This is a genomic window from Bacillus sp. ABR (genome assembly GCF_056172715.1).
This window is the reverse complement of sequence record NZ_JAOYSL010000006.1, coordinates 231,883-249,839: the sequence shown is the minus strand read 5'-3', so window position 1 is coordinate 249,839 and position 17,957 is coordinate 231,883. Positions and strand designations below refer to the sequence as shown.

Genomic DNA, 17,957 nt, shown 5'->3' with positions numbered 1-17,957 from the left:
ATGTGGATGCTATAATAATATCAAAGCATCTAAAGGATTCCTAAATGCGTATAAGGAGGATGGAATATGGCTAAAATGGGAAGAAAAGTTTCGTACAATTTAACCTTGGCTAATGAAGAAAAGGAAAGAAAAGTTAGAGAAAAGTGGGAGGAAGAAGGTGGAAGAGTTACAACTGCATATGTATTGAATAAAGCTATGGCTCTGTTGTATGAGAAAGAGTTCCCAAATGAAAAAGATATAGATAAAGTAGAGAATGATTAGAATTAATTCTCTTTCTGTTATCACTTAACTAGTCCGATAAGTTAGTCTTATCGGATTTTTTATTATGGTTTTTAGGGTGATTAAAGAATATTTTAGATTATTAAATAATATTATAGTTGACCTAAGAAGATTTTAATTGTACTCTATAAGAGTATTTAAGAATCCTTAAGATTCTTAAAGAGTATTAAAAGGTATAAGGAAAGGGGAATAGAAATGAATTTAAATTTTGAAGGTGTATTGGGCAAGCTTCTACAAGGAGAATATTCAGCAAGAACGATTCGCAAAGTCCATGGTCAAGAAAGGAAGATTAGAGGAATAAAAAACATTCCTCATTATGACCTTGAAGAGACTGCAAGAAAAAAGTTAGAGGAGATATTCAACGCAGGTAAAGTCTACGGTAAGTATGCAAGAGAGACCTTATGTGCTTTACAGTACTGTTCAAATCATCATCATTATTTAACAGATTCCTTATTGATAGACGATATTGTTGATCATAAGAGAATTGTTTTTAACAACTATCTCATCGAGTATAGGTAATCAAAAAAGAGGGTAGCTAACTAGTTACTCTCTATTAACTAGGGAAATAAGGAGATTTTAATGAAAAATAAAATTAAAGTGATAAACAAGTTCATCTTTGAAGTAGCCATAATTCTTCTACCCTTTACGATTGTTTATTTGATATTGGGGAATTGGCTGTCAGGTATTACGGATTTTGGTAGAACATATGTGTTTTCATCTGATGTAACTAACCTTCGTGAAGTTTATGGGACAGGAGTAAAGTATGGCTGGATAGAGTTTGATACCTTTGGTCAAGGTTTTAAAAATTACAGTTTTGATGTTTCCCATGTATTTTGGGGCGGATTAATATCTGCAATTCTTCTAGTTTTAATCGGCAAGCTAATTCATGTGGGCCTTGTAAAATTATTAGTGAATCGAGTAAATATAAAAAATAGAACTTGAAAGGGCGTTAGTGATCCGTGAAGCTAGAGGCACTAAAGAATATCCTTAGTAGAAGGCAGAGTGAATGGCATCATGTTGTTTTTCCGTGCAGGAAAATGAATTTATTAAAATATCTCCTTGGAGTGTTCATTTTTGTGCTGACAGCTTTTTGTGGAATGGTGTCTAATGCTATTCCTCCACTAGTAATTAATATTCCTGTTGTGTATCGCTCAATCAGTTTTAATGGTTTCGTTAATCTAATCATCATCATTTTTTGGGCGGTATCCATTTATAAAAGTATAAGGTTCTATTTTAAATTTGTTAAGAATCCTAAATCATGGATTGCGAACAATTTAGCTTATATGATTGATACTTTGAAATTATATGACGAGGAATACTTTGAATCTATTAAAAACGATAGAGTTGTTAGGGAAAAGAGAATTGTCAGAGTAATCCGCATCCAATATAGGGAAACAAGTAGGCATGTGGTTGTAAGAATTTTACGTGATGGTGACAGGTTTACCAAAGAAGCAACCAAACTAGGAGAGAATTTAGAAGCTGCTTTAGGCTTGGAGCTAGACTCTACCAATAAGACAGTGGATTATGCTGAATATGTATTTTTAAAGCACAAAGATGAACGTATAGATTTAAATTCTACTGTAACTAACGTAAATGATTCAGATGAAATCAAAATAACTGGCAACATATCTTATGAGCTTCATAAGGTTCCCCATTCTCTCATTGTAGGAGGCACTGGATCGGGCAAGTCTTTCTTTATATTAGGTAAAATTGTTAATTATCTGAAGTTAACTCCGCAAGCTGATTTGCGAATTATAGATCCTAAAAAAGCCGATTTGAGTCTGTTTAGATTTGTTACTGGATTTGAAAATAAAGTTGCAACAGATGCCAACCAAATATGCCGAATTCTTAGGGAAACTGTCGAATTGATGGAACGAAGATATACGGAGTATTTTAATGATATATCAGCTTTCGGAAAAACGTATCGAGACTTCAATTTGCCTGTTGTTATTGTGATATTTGATGAATTTTCAGCTTTTATGCATTCAGTAGATAAGAAAATTGCTAAAGAAGCATTAGATTATGTATTTACTTTAGTAATGAAAGGTAGACAAGCAGGAGTAATGATCGAGATCCTTATGCAACGTCCATCAGCAGATGATCTACCTACGAATATAAGGGCACAAATGGGGTTTAAAGCTGGGTTAGGTGCTATGGATTCCATTGGCTATAATATGATATTTGATACGAAAAACGTTGAATATAAGACCGTCACAGAAAAAGGTGGAGGTTACATACAACTAGATGGCAAACACACTTCTCCAGTTTATTTCGAAACGCCGTATATAGACAAAGATTTTGATTTTATAGCAGAAATAGAAAAACTAATGAGTCAGAGAGTAAATTAAGTGTTTAATGCTATTCTTGTCAAACAGCTACAGCCAATATTGACCGACAATTTTTGTGAAGGTTTGAGGCGGTGGCAGAGCCATCCGAACGGAGTGGTCGAAAACGTTCAGAAAAATTGATGGCCAGTTGAGCGATTTTTGCTCAACATGAATCGAAAAAAAGTCGCACCAGTTGGGTAACACTGGTGAATCTCCCTCAACGAAAATGCTCGAAACCCTTGGTGCTCATGGGTTAGAGGGCTGTGTGAAATCCCGAGAGTTGGGGATTTAAAAAATGATAAAGAGGTGTCTGTAAAAATGGGAAAACTAATATTAAAATCGTCTAAATTACATTCGTTAAATGACTCGGAAAATGTGGATTTGGCTGATTTCCACTTTGATATTAAACAATTTAAGATTCCTACAGCCATGCTGATTCAGAAAGACGGCTTTGCTACTCGAATTGAGAAAGAAAAAAATCTAAATGGAGAGTTAGTTGAAACTGGAAAGTATTCTGTCACATTTAAAGTATATGATCGTCCATTTATCGAACTCGTCTTACAAAATGGCGGTACTGAAATTGGCTCCCCTATTACTGTAATAGTTGAAAAACAGGATAGCCTACCTATTTTAGATGATTATGAAGATGGTGAGTTCATTCCAATTTCCTTTTCGGGACTAAAAGTAAAGCCTAAAAAGGTTCAAAAGAAAGCATTTGTTGGGCAAGGTAAACCAATGATTGATACATGGCAGTATTCAGAGCTTAAAGTTGAAGCTGATAGTTATATCATTGGTGAAGCACATGAGTCGTCTAAATCGAAGTAATCAGTGTCTCATTGATTACTTTCGTTGTTCAATTCCGAATAGTGAATTTTCAATCGTTGCTAATGAAATTTTAGGAATCCCTATCTCTGAATTTTCTTCAGAGATTAAGGGGTCACCTTATCCAACATACGATAGATGCATTAGCTTTGCGAATATAAAACTCCATTCTTCGGGAAATCATGGAAGCATTCTTGTAGATATGTCAGGACAAGCTTGCCGGCAGTATGAGGAATACATGTCAAGAATTGATGGATGGCATTGGTACAAATTTGTATCATTTATTTTAGGAATACAAGGGAAGTTATCAAGGATAGATTTGGCATTAGATATATTCGATAATGCTTCTCCATCTGTAAAAACGCTACAGGATTATGTGAAACGAGGGCAGTTGAGTACGAAAAGCCATAAATATGTTGAAATAAATAGTGGAAGGATTCTTGATGGAAAACTAACAGGGTTTACGTTGTACGTAGGATCATCTCCTCAAATTTTACGAATTTATGATAAGAAACAAGAAAGACGAGATAATGCAGATGAAGTTGTGAACATTGGAAAATGGGTTAGATGGGAACTGGAGTTGACAGGAAACAAAGCAATGTTAGTTGCTCTTCAAATCTCAAATGGGAAACCATTGAACGCTATAGTTAAAGGTGTTCTATCAGCACATTATTGTTTGAAGAGACAACCTAAGAATGTTAGTGAGTTACATAACAAAAATAGGCTTCCTACTATGAAATGGTGGGGAAAGTTTATAGAAGGTATTGAAGAAATACCTTTGAAAGTACAGCGTGAAAAGTTGACTTTAAAGAAAAAGAAAAAATGGGTTGAGCATTCAACTGTAAAGTCAATAAGTATGGTCTATGAATCATTTAGGCGAGTATACGGCGAAAAATATGCTGAGGAATATTTGAAAGAGTTAGTACATATAGGGAAAGAAAAAATCACTGAGTCTGATCAATCATTAATCGAGCAACGTGTTTTAGAACTTGTAAGCGAAGATGAATATTAGTGTGGAAAGGGATATGTGTGATGGGTACAACAATTTGTAAAGATGATTTAATAAAACTAGGCTATAAGAAATATCAAGCTATTTCGTTAATTAGGCAGGCAAAAGCAATCATGGTACAAAAAGGTTGTCTATATTATAACAACAAAAGGCTGGGGAGAGTACCGAGGGATGTGGTTGAATCAATTTTAGGAGTTTCACTTTTGGCAGAAATGAGTAACTCCCAATGAAAAATAAAACGCAACAAACAACGAAATATCCTGGTGTATATGTTGATGATAAAGGAAATTTCTTTTATCAATCTGAATTTGGTATTGATCGAATTACTGGAAAACGAATACGAAAAAAAGGAAGAAAAGATATTAATGGCAAGCCTTTTTCTTCTGCATTTGAAGCAAACAAAGAGTTAACTCGATTAAAAAGAGAATATCATAAGGTTAACAGCTATTCTAACTATAAAATGACTTATGAACAATTTATGAATAGTGTGTACATACCTTATTATCAAACAAATGTTGAAGAAAGTACATTCTCTGTGCGAAAAAGAATATTAGAGAAGATCAGGGATAGATTTGCTTCTATCCCTCTTCGTTCAATCTCAGTAGAAGATGTACAGCATTTTCGCACATGGTTATTAACAAGTAAAGAAAATGGTGGTGCGGGGTATTCACAATCATATGCAAGTCTAGTATTTGGAACGTTCCGTAAAAGTTTAGATAAAGCTGTGGAAATGCAATACTTAGAAATGAATATCTCTAAGAAGGTTAGAGCAATACCAAAAGGTAAGGCAAATGTGTCGTATTGGACAAAAGAAGATTTTGAAAAAGTGATAAACCAAATTTATATAGAAGATTTTTATGAACATTTGAATTTTGTAATGCTGTGGGTTTACTATATGACCGGAATACGAGTGAATGAAGGTACTGCTTTACATTGGAATGATGTCGATTTGAAAAATAAACGTTTACGTGTCCATCATATGTTAATTATGAAAACGCGAAGTGAATGGAAAAGAAATTCTTATACAAAAACGGAAGATGGAAAGAGAATTATCGCTCTTGATGATGATACAATAAATATATTAACAATATGGCGAAATAGACAATTGGAGATAGGGTTAGGTAATTCAAATGACTTTATTTTTAGTTATGATGGATTGCCAATGATTAAATCGACAATAGGCAGAATCATTAAACGTTATTCTCAATTCGCAGGAGTAACAAGGATTCAAGCAAAAGGATTGCGTCACTCCCATGCTTCGTATCTAATCAATGAATTTAACGTTTCTGTTCTTGTGTTATCACAACGTATGGGGCATTCAAGTCCAGAGATTACTTTAAAACACTATGCCCATATGTGGAGTGGGGCAGATACTGCGATAGCTGAAATAATGAAGGGGAACGTTAAAATCAAGACAGCATCACAAACAAACATTAATTTTAATGGCAATCAAGTATTAAAAAATAGTAGCACTTGATCAAGCTTTATAATGTGCTAATCATCAGAGACAGAATAAATTAAGAGAGGAAAATTTTATGTTAGATAAAATAAGGGATATTGAAATTGCTCTAAAAAATAAAAGTTATTTGTCTGCTCTTGCATTAGCCTTAACTTTACCTGATATTTGTGGAGAAATTGAATACCCGAATATTGTATTTGATGATGGGAAGCGAAATGTTGGGAAACAGTATGCGATGTGGTTTGATAATTGGGTAAATCAGTATTATGCAGACTGTAAAGGGTGGACTAGGGATTATGCTAAAGCAAAAAACCCCTACTTTACAGGAAGAATGTGTTATTTTTTACGCTGTTCTTTTTTGCATGCTGGAAATTCTGAAATAAAAGAATGGGGAAAGAAAGAAGATAAAAAGTATTATTATTCCTATGAGTTTACATTAGGAGTAAATGGTGCAGATTCATTTGGTGAATCTGTTAGTTCAAATTATACAAACCAAAGTCATGGTGACTTAAAAAAAGATAAAATCAAGACAGTCACTATAAATATAGATGAACTATGTAAGAATATCTGTTTATCTGCTGAAAAGTATTATCATGATAAAGGCTCTAATCATTTTGAAAAGTACAATACTTATTTAATTGACTTTGATAGAGGATTTCCACAATAAAGAATTGGTTAACCATCAGCGTGATCTAAAAAAGAGATCTTTGACAAGGTGAATTTTAAAATGAATCTTCTTTAAAAAATTGCAATTATTATCAAGGTGATTTTAGAATAACAATTATCGAGAATTTAATTTATCTTCTCTCTTTGGATATTTTCAAAAGAAGTTAGAGACTGTAAATAAGCATCAATGTGTGGTATTGCTTTTACAAAAAGTATGGTTAAACATACCTTTTTAACTAGTATTCTACGGTAGATAAAAAGAATCCATTTTGAAAAAGTTAATCAAAATGGATTCGGAATATTAACGAAATTCTCTGTGTAATTCAACATAATCTATTAGTTCTTCACTTTCTAATAAGTAAGTTATATTACTACAAATCAAAATTTGTGTACTACTACTTTCTGACATCATTCCATCGCCAGGATCTCCGCGTTCATATGTTGGGTCTAATGTTTCAATACTAAAACTTACATCTACTTCGATATCAAAATGTACCAACAAAGTATCATCTTCAATATCCCTAGAAACTTCGTTTATAGAAATTTCGTAATTTTCGATATATCCATCAGTACCCCAACCACTAAAATATTCACCTTCAAATTGATCATTTAATAGCATGTCATCAATTGTATCTTGCATAAACGAATTTTCTTCACAGAATGATTTTAAGTTAGTTAATAATGATTCTTCATCGTATTCATAGTTATCAATAAAGTAGTCTCTTAAATTGTTTTCTTCATTCTTTAAAAATTCCGATAACGACTCATAATATGATAAATCTTCAATATCCTCTGCTAAATCCTTATGAATAACTTTTTTATCTTTATTAGCAAAATCTTTATGATTAGTTGAGATAAATGCAATTTGATCTGGTTGGTTGTCCCAATAATATTCTACTAAGCTTTCCCAAATAATTGCATCCTGGAAAGAAATTTTATTTTCATCAAATGGTTTCTTGTTATTAAAGTATTTAAGTGAGATTGTTTCAGTTACATCTTTTGATGTAGGGAAACCAATAATTTTTATGTTATTCTTATTAATTATCTCATCAAGTGTATTCTTATATGTTTCAACAAATGTATCAGCTTTCAAATTATCAAAATCAATTATATGGGATACTTCTAATTTATTTAAATCAGCTCTAGTACTCTTTATTGTTTTAATCTGAGGTCTAATTTGATCTCTGAATTTTTTTAGGATTTCATAATAATTAAACTTCGTAATACAGAGTTCTATTTTATCATGTTGTGTTAATTTTAGTAATTTTTTCATATTTGCAGATTTGAAGAAAAAATCATTAAATACAATATTTGTATCCAAAATAATTATATAGGACATTAAATTCTCTCCTTTTTTTGATTAAAGCCTTTAATATTTAATTATACATACTAAATGAATTTTGGGCAAAATATTCAACTAATATTGTTATGAGAAAAGTTGCTCTTTAACATTTCAATTTTATAAATTCGGACGATTTAGGAGAGAAAAAGGTATGAAAAACAAGTACATTTAAAAAATGAAGATTTAATGTTTATATGGGATTAAATTGTACATTGGCACTGAGTGAATTTGTTTTAATATTGGTAGACAGACCACCAATCCCCCCACCAAATTAATGTCTACAGTTAAAAAACTTAATGTTCTAAAGGTTTTTAAAGTACCATATATAATCGAGTGGGAATAGTTATAAAAGAGCTAGAAACCTTTGTGTATCAAGGGTCTCTAGCTCTTTTTTATTTTTAACTGCACTTTTTCCTTCCGTCTTCATGTGTTCATTCATCATTCCATCCCTTACACACATCAATCCATTGTGAATAACCGGAGTGTTTTTCTAATTGTTTTATTGTGAGTTCAATAGCACTGTTACTGCTCCCGCAGGCTGGATAGACTGTCTCAAAACGTTTTAGTGAAATATCTAAATAAACAGAAACGCCATTCTTTGTAGCGAAAGGACAAACTCCCCCAATTTCATGACCGACCAAATCAACAACCTCATGAGGAGAAAGCATTTTAGCTTTTGTTTTAAAATATTCCTTGAATTTTTTGTTATCAACTTTTGCATCGCCAGAGGTCACAACTAAAATAGCTTGTCCATTTACTAGAAAGGAGAGGGTTTTTGCGATTCTTTCAGGTTCGCAGCCCAGTGCAGAAGCAGCCAAGTCTACGGTTGCACTAGATACTGAAAATTCTTGAATTCGAGTATCCATATCATATTGTTTAAAATAGTCTTTTACTTGTTTGATGGACATGATCATTTCTCCTCTTTATTATCTATTATTTAATCGATATTGATGTGGTGTTAGGTGATATTTTCTCTTAAATAAACGAATGAAATGTTCTGCATTTTGATAACCAACGGCTGCCGCAATATGATCTACTTGTAAATGGCTGCCAGTGAGCATTTCGCAGGCTTTTTCCATTCTTATTTCTTGTCGAATCTCACGAAATGATTTGCCAAGCTTACGAGCTATATATTTTGACAGATAAGATTGTGAAAGGTTAAATTCCTCTGCCATCTCCTGGATGGTAATATGCTCACAACATTGCTGAATATATTGTAGCATTTGAATCATACGTATATCACTAGATTGTTTGACATGATTGACGTTCATATGACTTGGTTTGAATCTTAATAAAAGACATAATAATATCTCAAACAAATTATTCATAATCAACTGGTAACTAGGGAGTCGATTGTAATTTTCTGTAAAAAGTTGAAGAGAGCAGTCTAGCAAATGTTTATCCAAGTGACTATGGAAAATAAGAATATTTTTATTTTCTTTTATATACAATGCATTCAAAAAGAACTCTGAAATGACATGATTTCCTTTTAACATTTTAAAAAACACTTTTTGAAAAGTACTCTTACGGATCATGATTTGCATGGCGATTGTATTCTCCATTACAATTGGCTTGTGTATTGTGTTAGGTGGGATAAAGGCAATATCTCCTGATTTTAAAGCCATTTTTTTGCCTTCCACTTCTACATACATCTCATTTTCCAGAACATAGATCATCTCAAAGAAATCATGGATAGCCGACAATTGGGGCATAAAACGGCTATACTTTCTCACTTCGATATCTTTCTCCTGATCTAACCACATGGTATCTTCCTTTTCAAATTCATTCTGTCCTTTTAGCAAAAATTCTTCTATATATATTTGTTTATGCATTAGACTGTGTTTATCATAATCCTTCAAAAATAATTGCAATGATGTATTGTCATGCTTTTTCTGTTGGTATTGTTGATAAAAGATTTCTTGTTCGTTATATTCTCTTAAATATTGCATCACTTCATGTTTTTCAAGTTTATCTTTTTCCATCTACATCCAAACCTCTAGTTTATTTACTGCCACCACCAGGGCCTTCACTGTTGCTTCTATAATATCTTTATCAATTCCCGCACCCCAATGCATTTTTCCTTGAGATGAAATTCCAATCTGTGCACAGGCTTTTGCTTCGGAATCCTTGCCCAAAGAATTCTGTTCATAGACTTCCAAAACATACTCGAGATGAAAATATGCTTTTAACGCGTTACTGATGGCATCTAAACTTCCAGTGCCAGTTCCTTGTATGTCAATTTGTTGCTGATCTCTCAGCAAAGTTAAGGTGACTTCCTGCTTATTTCCCTTATTAAATTGATAATCAAGCAGCTGGAAATGAGGGTGAAAATCAACATACTGCTTTTCAAAAACATGATATATTTCTTCGATAGACAATTCCCTATTTGTCTGATCAGATACTTTTTTCGCTGCATATCCCATGGCTTCATTCATTTGATAAGGAAGTTTAATGCCATAATTTGTTTCTAGTATATAGCCTATGCCGCCTTTTCCAGACTGGCTATTGATTCGAATCACATCCGTTTGATAGTTCCTCCCCAAGTCAACTGGATCTACTGGGATATACGGAACGTCCCATTTATCAACATTATTTTCTTTTCTATATTTCATCCCTTTAGATATCGCATCTTGATGTGACCCAGAGAATGCGGTGAAAACCATCTCCCCAGAATAGGGCTGCCTCTCAGGAACAGTGATTTTTGTTAGTTTTTCATATTTTTTACGAATAGCTTCTAGGTTATTGAAATTCAATTTTGGATCATAACCTTGTGAATACATATTCATCGCCAAGGTAATCAAGTCAACGTTCCCTGTACGTTCACCGATACCAAATAATGTACCTTCGACTCTTTCTGCGCCAGCCAGAACACCAAATTCTGCATCACTCACCCCAGAGCCACGGTCATTATGAGGATGAACAGATAATGTCACACTGTCTCGGTAAGACAGATTTTTGTGTATATACTCAATCTGACTTGCAAAGATATGAGGCATTGAATATTCAACTGTTGTCGGAATATTGATGATTGCTTTATGATTTGGTGTCGGTTTCCAAATATCTAAAACACTATTACAAATATCTAACGCATAATCAACTTCTGTTCCTGGAAAGCTTTCTGGACTATATTGAAAATAAATATCACTTGTTGTTTTTTCGGCAAGTTCTTTTACTAAAATAGCTCCATCAATGGCAATTTGTTTAATTTCATCTTTTGTTTTCTTAAATACTTGTCTGCGCTGCGCTTCTGAAGTCGAATTATATAAATGAACAATCGCTTTCGGTACCCCCTTAATGGCTTCGAACGTTCGGCGGATAATATGCTCTCTCGCTTGCGTGATCACCATAATCGTGACATCGTCTGGAATCATATGATGATCAATCAGTGTCCGCAAAAACCTAAACTCTGTATCAGAAGCAGCTGGAAATGCGATTTCAATTTCTTTAAAACCGATCTCTACTAGTAACTGAAACATTTCCAATTTTTCTTCTAAGTTCATAGGAATAGGTAATGCTTGATTTCCATCCCGTAAGTCCACGCTGCACCATATCGGAGCACTTTCTAGTGTTTCTTTCTTCACCCAATCATAAGTAAGCTTCGGTGGCAAAAAGTATTTCTTTTCGTATTTTTTGTGATTAAACATCATCATTGATTCCTCCTGTAATTGGAATATAAAAAAAGCCTTTCATCCCCAAGATTTAACTTGGAGACGAAAGACTTCTTCTTACGCGGTACCACCCCTATTTCATGATAAACAAACATTATCATGCCCTTATTCGGATACAGATTGTTTGATCTTATATCCTTCCCATATAACGGTGGGGTGCCGACCTTAACTACATCAATCCTTTTCATTTCACTAAGGCTACTCTAAGGTGAGTTCCTTGCCTTTTTGTTATTGCTTCTCATCAGCCAGCAACTTTCTGAAAACAATTCGGCAAGTACTATTCCTTATCATCGCATTCTCATTTTTCTGATTTTTTCTATTATACCAAGTCTATAAAAAAGAGATAGTGACAGGGATATCTTTTTCAATTGATTTTTTTTGTCCTATGGATGTCTTATCTTCATTTTTAATCCTCTTCACCAAATAAAAATCCAAGGCCACAAATAAAGGTGAGTGAATTCATAGCGAACAATAAAATCGCACCAATTTTTTTCATGGCAATGAACCACCTCTTAAATTCAGTCTGCTAGCCTTCAAAATTTAAATTCACTGGTTCATCCTCTAAATGATCCACAGTATTTTGTTCTGTCACTGGCACACTTTCATCTACCGTTTTAAAACTAAGTTCGTCCATCCAAATTTGACCTTGACCATGTAGCAATATGCCAAACGCAATCACTTCACTTTTTACTGGAACATCTAGAACTACACTAAAATGATTCCAGCCGTTTGTTCCTGTAATGGGACGATTCATCATATTGTCAAACGCAAGAACTTCACCTGAAGAATGATCAATTCTCATCCATAAACCAGCTGAACCTTTCACATCTTTGCTTTTGACAAAAGCAGAAAATTGAAGGCGTTCTCCACGGTAACGATCAGACTTAATTTGCTGCATCAAGGTCGCGAATCCTCGTGCTTTTTCATCCTTTGATTTCAGGTAAGCGGAGTACGTACCACTGTGTACAATTCTGTTATCCAAACCTGTTTCATAATCAGATGGGGTGTCCCCCGTCATAATCCAGCCAGTAGGTGTGTTCTTGTTTGCAGCCATATTCGTTTCCTCCTCATCAATGATATTCCTTAATAACTTCCGATAACGTGCGGGTGACATGTCATAGATCTTCTTAAAGGCTCTAGTAAAGGATTCCTGTGAACCAAAACGATACTGCAATGCGATATCAATCGCCCTTTGGTCCGTATGAATTAAATCCTTCGCCGCTTGGGTCATCCGTCGTTCCCTTATATAATCCACAACTGATTTCTTAATCACTCTTTTGAATATACGGTGAAAGTGAAACCTAGAATAACCAGCGTGTTTCGCTAGAGTTTGAAGCGGTAAATCATCTTTCAGATGCTGTTCAATATAATTTAATGTTTCTTGAATCGATTTCTCATGTTCTTGATAGGACAACCGAGCACCTCCCTGCCTTACGAGTTTAGTATAGCCGAAATGCTCTTTAGGAAACTTGACTTTTTGTGCTAAGTTTCGATAGTAGAATGGGTATTCTTGTCCTAAGTCCCGAACGGGTATATCTATAGTGATTTTAACTCAACATGAAGTGACAAGAGTGTAAAAATGGCTATTCCACAGATTTAAAATTGGTAAAGAAAGATATTCTAATTCTCTTTATATAAACAAATAAAATTCATTATTATGAACTGTATAGTAATTGAGTCGAACGATTGGATTTTCAAACGTATGATTAGTTTTTAAATAGTTATTAATAATAAAGATACACCTAGATATGACTATGAGAAACCTTATATCAGAACCAAAGTTTGATTTTTTTGGAATCTTTTATTGACTTTTAAATGGAAAATGTGGGAGTATATACATAATAACAATTTAACCCATTAATTATAATAATTTGAAATAATCCCTATCAATACAAATTATTTAGTAAATGTATATCATACTCCCACACCTAAAGAAGACCTAACTCGATATTCACTAAATAAAGAATATAAAAGGTGATAAATATGGAATACAAAGAAACCAAGTGGAAAGTATTTTTTTCTTTAATTAGGAAAACGAGAATCAGCATAAATTTGTTTATCATTGCAATGATTTTAACTGCAATAAGTGCAACTGCTTCGACTTTAGTACCACATTTTTTGAAGAAAATAATAGATTCATATAATTCCAAAAACACTATTCACTCTTTGGATTTAACCGCGCTAATCGGAATATTTTTATCTAGTGCTATTTTAGGAGCGATTGGTAGTTATATGTTGAGTGTTGAAGGACTGAAAGTAGTGGCCAATCTCAGAATGTTATTGTGGAGGAAAATGGTAAAATTACCGATTGGTTTTTACGACAAAAACCGTTCAGCAGATATAGCCAGTAGATTTGTAAATGATACTTCTGTAATTTATAACTTGGTTAGTAATTCATTTTCACAATTTGTAAACGCAGTCTTAATGATTTTATTTTGTGGATTTTGGTTATTTTATTATGATTGGCAATTAACATTGATCATTATTGTTGCAATTCCACTCTATTTAATATTCTTTATCCCATTAGGAAAAATATTAGCAAAACTCTCAAAATTAACTCAGACTTTAACAGGAAATTTAAATGTAAGAGCTGTTGAAACAATCTCAGCTATTAAATTGGTGAAATCTTCAACAGCAGAGGAATTTCAAATTCAAAAAGGAAGTCAAGATATTGAAAGGTTACAGAATATTAGTTTAAAACAAGCGAAATGGATGGTCTTAGTTAATCCAGTAATTAATTTAATTATGATGATTATCATAGTCACTATTATTATGGTGGGCGGTGTTAAATTAGCTAATGGAGATTTAAGTCCAGGGACATTTATTGCATTTTTAACACTTATATTTTATGTCATAGGTCCGATCACAAACTTTGGTTTATTTTTCACTCAATTACAAAAAACTATTGGAGCAACTGAAAGGGTTTCTCAATTATTATCTGAAAGTGAAGAATTGCAAAGTGAAGGTGAAGATTTAACTATAACCAATAATGATTTAGTCATTAGAGATTTAAGATTTTATTACAGTGAGAATGACACATTTTCACTAAAAAATATAAATTTAACTATCAAGGGTGGAACTACAAATGCATTAGTGGGTCCGAGTGGTAGTGGTAAAACAACTCTAATTTCTCTATTGGAACGATATTATAAACCAACTAGTGGAACAATTTTTATGGATGGGAAAGATATAGAAACATTTTCCCTAAAGTCTTGGCGCAATCAAATCGGATATGTATCACAAGAACATAGTTTAATAAGTGGAACAATAAGAGAGAATCTTCTCTTTGGTTTAAATGAAATTCCAGACGAAGAAAAAATAATCGATGCTTGTAAATCGGCATATGCATGGGAGTTTGTGGGGAAATTTACAAATGGATTAGATACTGATATTGGAGAAAAAGGTTTGAATTTATCTGGTGGACAAAAGCAAAGAATTGCTATTGCAAGGATGTTTCTAAAAGATCCAAAAATTATTTTTTTAGATGAAGCTACTTCAAATTTAGATAGTCAATCAGAGAAATTCGTAAATGAAGCGATGGTGAAAATCATAAAAGGTAGAACATCTATTGTAATAGCACATAGATTATCAACTATTATTAACGCCGATAACATTGTTTTTATGGAGAATGGTGAGGTAACAGGGAATGGGAAGCATCACGAATTAAAAAATAATCATCAACTTTATCGTCAATTTTGTGAGCAACAGTTTAAAGAAACAAAAAATGATCTGCAAGAAAGCAGTTAATAAAAAAATGACTTAATTGAGTAAGGAGAACATTAAGATGGATAAGAAATTTGTTTATTTTCAGCATATGAGTGATGATTCTAATTATTATGTAGAGAAAAAATCTTTAATTCCAAGCAGACCTTACGAGATTGATAACTTACCTAAAGGTTACAAGATAACAATAGAAGAGAATTCACCATGGATTTATTATTCTAACCCTAGCATCAATATAAAAGAACAAGGATGGAAAATACATATAAGTGCGACAATAAATGATGCACAAGATATTTTAAAAGTGGTAAGCAAATTATTGTTTAAGCGAAAAGTTGCTTTTAAGCATATTAAGGACAAGCAGACGTTATTCAATTTAAATTCAAAGCATGGAAATAGAATTTCTTCGGGGAAGTTTATAGCGATATACCCTCCAACAGATAATGAGTTTTTACAATTGCTCAACGATTTGTATGAAGAGTTACGAGGTTATGAAAATGGCCCATATATTCTTAATGATAAATCATGGAAAGATAGCAACATATATTATAGATATGGAGCTTTCAAAAATATTTATAACGAAAAAGGCGAACTTTGCATAAAGGATGAACAGGGAAATCTCATTCTAGATAACAGACAACCATATTATAAAGTTCCCGAATTTGTAAAGGAGTTAGATCAATATTTAGATTCAATAAATATTTCCCATGAAAATGAAGAAAATGAGAAATTTAATGGTTATGACTTTCAAGGCGTTCTTAGATTTAATAATGGAGGTGGGATATACACAGGTATAAGGAAATTGGATCAAAAAAGTGTGGTCATTAAAGAAGGTAGACCAAAAGTAGGTCTGGATGGAGAATATAATGATGCTATTGATCGTTTGAACATTGAACATGATGCTCTAACTAAGCTTGCAGATATTAGTGGAGTAGTAAATATTGTTGATTATTTTAAAACATGGAAGCATGTGTTTCTTGTGGAAGAATTTATAGAGGGTTTAACTTTACAATCTTGGTGTGCAGTAAACTATCCATTCAACTTGGAAAATGATAAAGATGCATATATCAGGAAAGTAAAAATCATTTTAAATAAGTTAATCACCACAGTTAAAAAAATGCATGAAAGAGATATTGGCATGGGAGACTTACAGCCGTTAAATATAATGATTACACCTGATTTGGATGTGAAAATTATTGACTTTGAGTCAGCAGCTAGTACAAAACTTGAAGAAAAAAGTACTTTGCAAACAATCGGTTTTACTCATGTGAAAAATAAAAATCATAAAGAACGAGATTGGTATGCTATCAAGAAAATTTTGCACTTTTGCATTTTACCTATTGGCCCTGTTACTGACCTAGAGCCGAGTATTAAAAATACACATAGAAATTGGATAGAACGTGAATTTGGAAAAGAGGTTTATGAATTTGTTTTGAATATAGAAAAAGAATGTGATGAAGAACTATCAGAAACTAAAGAGCAAACATTTCAACAGAATATTCGCGCGGAAATGGCAAAAAGGAATGATATTTCAACAATTATTAGTGGTCTGAGAAATGGAATAGAAAATAATCTTTTGCCTGATAGTTCTTTGGTTCATGGGGATGTTAGACAGTTTGTTAACACAGATGGAAAATTTAATATACTTACCGGTGGAACAGGATCAATTTTAGCTTTATCTAGATCTGGAAGTTTAAACACACAAGTGATTGAATGGGTTTCCAATGTTTTAATTAAAAACTTGGATCATTTTGAAGAGGATGGATTGTTTACAGGAAAAGCAGGTATTGGAGTCATTTTATATGAACTAGGTTACAAAGAGGAGGCAAAAAAGTTATTCAGAAAAATTGAATACTCTAGTATGAATGATATGTCATTAAGATCAGGTTTGCCTGGAATAGGATTATCATTAATCAGTTTGTATTTAGAAGAAAATAAATCAGAATACTTAGCTATTTGTGAAGAGATAGCAAATATTATTGAAAACAAAGTAAGGGAAGAAATTAAATTGACATCGACAGATTGGACGGGAGTTCCTATTGGATTAATTGATGGGTGGTCAGGAATATCTTTATTTTATACAGCTTTGTTCTCAATTACTAAGAAAAGAGACTACTATTTAAAATCGATCGAATATATAAATAGAGACCTGAAAAGGTGTAAAGTGGATTCTAGTACAAACACTTTGCAAACATTTGATGATAATCATCGATTGCTACCTTATTTATCAGGAGGTTCCATAGGAATTGGAGTTGCTATTTGGTACTTAAACTATATAAATTCAAGCAATATATTTGAATTAGAGATGGAGAAAATCATTAATTTAAATAAAGTTAGATGTGCATTTAGTGGAGGACTTTTCGATGGAGTGGGCAGTTTTCTTTTAATTCCATCAATGATTAAAAATAAACAAATGTTATCAGATGAAATAGATCTGGTAAAGAGAAAATTAGAATTATTTCTTATATATAAAGATGATCAAATTTTGTTTCCAGGAAATTTTTGTTATCGCTTATCAGATGATTTTTATTCTGGAAGTGCAGGAATCATATTGGGCTTAAAGTCACTTCAATATTCAAACCCTATGTATTGGTTGCCGATTATTCATATTGATCAATTTTTAGAGAAAACTAGAGGGAATTTATTGAAAGTGATGTGAAAAACT

The 17,957-nt window shown here is 32.8% G+C and carries 16 protein-coding genes and 1 other annotated feature; of the genes, 11 read left to right on the top strand and 5 right to left on the bottom strand.

Annotation, left to right across the window (positions count from 1 at the left end):
- Positions 1-66 precede the first annotated feature (66 nt).
- The 9 genes from OIT90_RS18255 to OIT90_RS18215 all read left to right on the top strand — a co-directional run bounded on the left by OIT90_RS18255 (position 67) and on the right by OIT90_RS18215 (position 6,563).
- On the top strand, positions 67-261 hold the full coding sequence (locus OIT90_RS18255; protein ID WP_285605130.1) for a hypothetical protein: 195 nt from the start codon (positions 67-69) through the stop codon (positions 259-261).
- 213 nt (positions 262-474) lie between these two features.
- Entirely contained in the window at positions 475-798 is a 324-nt protein-coding gene (locus tag OIT90_RS18250; RefSeq protein WP_285605129.1) for a hypothetical protein, read from the top strand.
- Positions 799-858: 60 nt separating this feature from the next.
- Positions 859-1,221 (top strand): hypothetical protein, encoded by a 363-nt coding sequence (locus OIT90_RS18245; protein WP_474892818.1) that lies wholly within the window; start codon positions 859-861, stop codon positions 1,219-1,221.
- Between the two features lie 134 nt (positions 1,222-1,355).
- Entirely contained in the window at positions 1,356-2,627 is a 1,272-nt protein-coding gene (locus OIT90_RS18240; protein ID WP_474892817.1) for an FtsK/SpoIIIE domain-containing protein, read from the top strand.
- Positions 2,628-2,924: 297 nt separating this feature from the next.
- Positions 2,925-3,431, top strand: coding sequence for a peptidase (locus OIT90_RS18235; protein ID WP_474892816.1), 507 nt, complete (start codon positions 2,925-2,927; stop codon positions 3,429-3,431).
- Positions 3,409-4,440, top strand: a complete 1,032-nt coding sequence (locus OIT90_RS18230) for a replication initiation factor domain-containing protein (protein WP_474892815.1) — start codon at positions 3,409-3,411, stop codon at positions 4,438-4,440. Before OIT90_RS18235 ends, OIT90_RS18230 begins: the two co-directional genes overlap by 23 nt.
- Positions 4,441-4,460: 20 nt before the next feature.
- Positions 4,461-4,667 (top strand): DUF3173 domain-containing protein, encoded by a 207-nt coding sequence (locus OIT90_RS18225; RefSeq protein ID WP_474892814.1) that lies wholly within the window; start codon positions 4,461-4,463, stop codon positions 4,665-4,667.
- On the top strand, positions 4,664-5,914 hold the full coding sequence (locus OIT90_RS18220) for a tyrosine-type recombinase/integrase (protein ID WP_474892813.1): 1,251 nt from the start codon (positions 4,664-4,666) through the stop codon (positions 5,912-5,914). Before OIT90_RS18225 ends, OIT90_RS18220 begins: the two co-directional genes overlap by 4 nt.
- A gap of 58 nt (positions 5,915-5,972) precedes the next feature.
- A complete protein-coding gene (locus OIT90_RS18215; RefSeq protein ID WP_309217248.1) occupies positions 5,973-6,563 on the top strand; it encodes a hypothetical protein in 591 nt (196 codons plus the stop codon).
- Positions 6,564-6,863: 300 nt separating this feature from the next.
- Here the strand turns inward: OIT90_RS18215 and OIT90_RS18210 are convergent, their stop codons facing one another.
- From OIT90_RS18210 to OIT90_RS18190, 5 genes are all read right to left on the bottom strand, one after another.
- Positions 6,864-7,901: a PIN domain-containing protein gene (locus OIT90_RS18210; RefSeq protein WP_474892812.1), complete on the bottom strand. Its 1,038-nt coding sequence runs from the start codon at positions 7,899-7,901 to the stop codon at positions 6,864-6,866.
- Positions 7,902-8,335: 434 nt separating this feature from the next.
- Entirely contained in the window at positions 8,336-8,812 is a 477-nt protein-coding gene (locus tag OIT90_RS18205; RefSeq protein ID WP_058837864.1) for a YbaK/EbsC family protein, read from the bottom strand.
- A gap of 18 nt (positions 8,813-8,830) precedes the next feature.
- The gene (locus tag OIT90_RS18200; protein ID WP_247544666.1) at positions 8,831-9,886 is read right to left on the bottom strand and encodes a helix-turn-helix domain-containing protein; all 1,056 of its coding nucleotides are present in this window, start codon (positions 9,884-9,886) and stop codon (positions 8,831-8,833) included.
- Positions 9,887-11,548 (bottom strand): 2-isopropylmalate synthase, encoded by a 1,662-nt coding sequence (locus tag OIT90_RS18195; RefSeq protein WP_474892826.1) that lies wholly within the window; start codon positions 11,546-11,548, stop codon positions 9,887-9,889.
- A gap of 59 nt (positions 11,549-11,607) precedes the next feature.
- Positions 11,608-11,872, bottom strand: a binding site (T-box leader).
- 226 nt (positions 11,873-12,098) lie between these two features.
- Positions 12,099-12,986 (bottom strand): helix-turn-helix domain-containing protein, encoded by an 888-nt coding sequence (locus tag OIT90_RS18190; RefSeq protein ID WP_474892811.1) that lies wholly within the window; start codon positions 12,984-12,986, stop codon positions 12,099-12,101.
- Between the two features lie 569 nt (positions 12,987-13,555).
- Between OIT90_RS18190 and OIT90_RS18185 the strand changes: the two genes are divergently transcribed.
- Positions 13,556-15,319: an ABC transporter ATP-binding protein gene (locus OIT90_RS18185; RefSeq protein ID WP_474892810.1), complete on the top strand. Its 1,764-nt coding sequence runs from the start codon at positions 13,556-13,558 to the stop codon at positions 15,317-15,319.
- A 37-nt stretch (positions 15,320-15,356) separates the two neighbouring features.
- The gene (gene lanKC / locus OIT90_RS18180) at positions 15,357-17,951 is read left to right on the top strand and encodes a class III lanthionine synthetase LanKC (RefSeq protein ID WP_474892809.1); all 2,595 of its coding nucleotides are present in this window, start codon (positions 15,357-15,359) and stop codon (positions 17,949-17,951) included.
- Positions 17,952-17,957 lie beyond the last annotated feature (6 nt).

What these genes read in the sequence shown, in the direction of transcription:
- OIT90_RS18255 (WP_285605130.1), top strand. Translation starts at nt 67, where the DNA reads ATGGCTAAAATGGGAAGAAAAGTTTCGTACAATTTAACCTTGGCTAAT.
- OIT90_RS18250 (WP_285605129.1), top strand. Translation starts at nt 475, where the DNA reads ATGAATTTAAATTTTGAAGGTGTATTGGGCAAGCTTCTACAAGGAGAA.
- OIT90_RS18245 (WP_474892818.1), top strand. Translation starts at nt 859, where the DNA reads ATGAAAAATAAAATTAAAGTGATAAACAAGTTCATCTTTGAAGTAGCC.
- OIT90_RS18235 (WP_474892816.1), top strand. Translation starts at nt 2,925, where the DNA reads ATGGGAAAACTAATATTAAAATCGTCTAAATTACATTCGTTAAATGAC.
- OIT90_RS18230 (WP_474892815.1), top strand. Translation starts at nt 3,409, where the DNA reads ATGAGTCGTCTAAATCGAAGTAATCAGTGTCTCATTGATTACTTTCGT.
- OIT90_RS18225 (WP_474892814.1), top strand. Translation starts at nt 4,461, where the DNA reads ATGGGTACAACAATTTGTAAAGATGATTTAATAAAACTAGGCTATAAG.
- OIT90_RS18220 (WP_474892813.1), top strand. Translation starts at nt 4,664, where the DNA reads ATGAAAAATAAAACGCAACAAACAACGAAATATCCTGGTGTATATGTT.
- OIT90_RS18215 (WP_309217248.1), top strand. Translation starts at nt 5,973, where the DNA reads ATGTTAGATAAAATAAGGGATATTGAAATTGCTCTAAAAAATAAAAGT.
- OIT90_RS18210 (WP_474892812.1), bottom strand. Translation starts at nt 7,901, where the DNA reads ATGTCCTATATAATTATTTTGGATACAAATATTGTATTTAATGATTTT.
- OIT90_RS18205 (WP_058837864.1), bottom strand. Translation starts at nt 8,812, where the DNA reads ATGTCCATCAAACAAGTAAAAGACTATTTTAAACAATATGATATGGAT.
- OIT90_RS18200 (WP_247544666.1), bottom strand. Translation starts at nt 9,886, where the DNA reads ATGGAAAAAGATAAACTTGAAAAACATGAAGTGATGCAATATTTAAGA.
- OIT90_RS18195 (WP_474892826.1), bottom strand. Translation starts at nt 11,548, where the DNA reads ATGTTTAATCACAAAAAATACGAAAAGAAATACTTTTTGCCACCGAAG.
- OIT90_RS18185 (WP_474892810.1), top strand. Translation starts at nt 13,556, where the DNA reads ATGGAATACAAAGAAACCAAGTGGAAAGTATTTTTTTCTTTAATTAGG.
- lanKC (WP_474892809.1), top strand. Translation starts at nt 15,357, where the DNA reads ATGGATAAGAAATTTGTTTATTTTCAGCATATGAGTGATGATTCTAAT.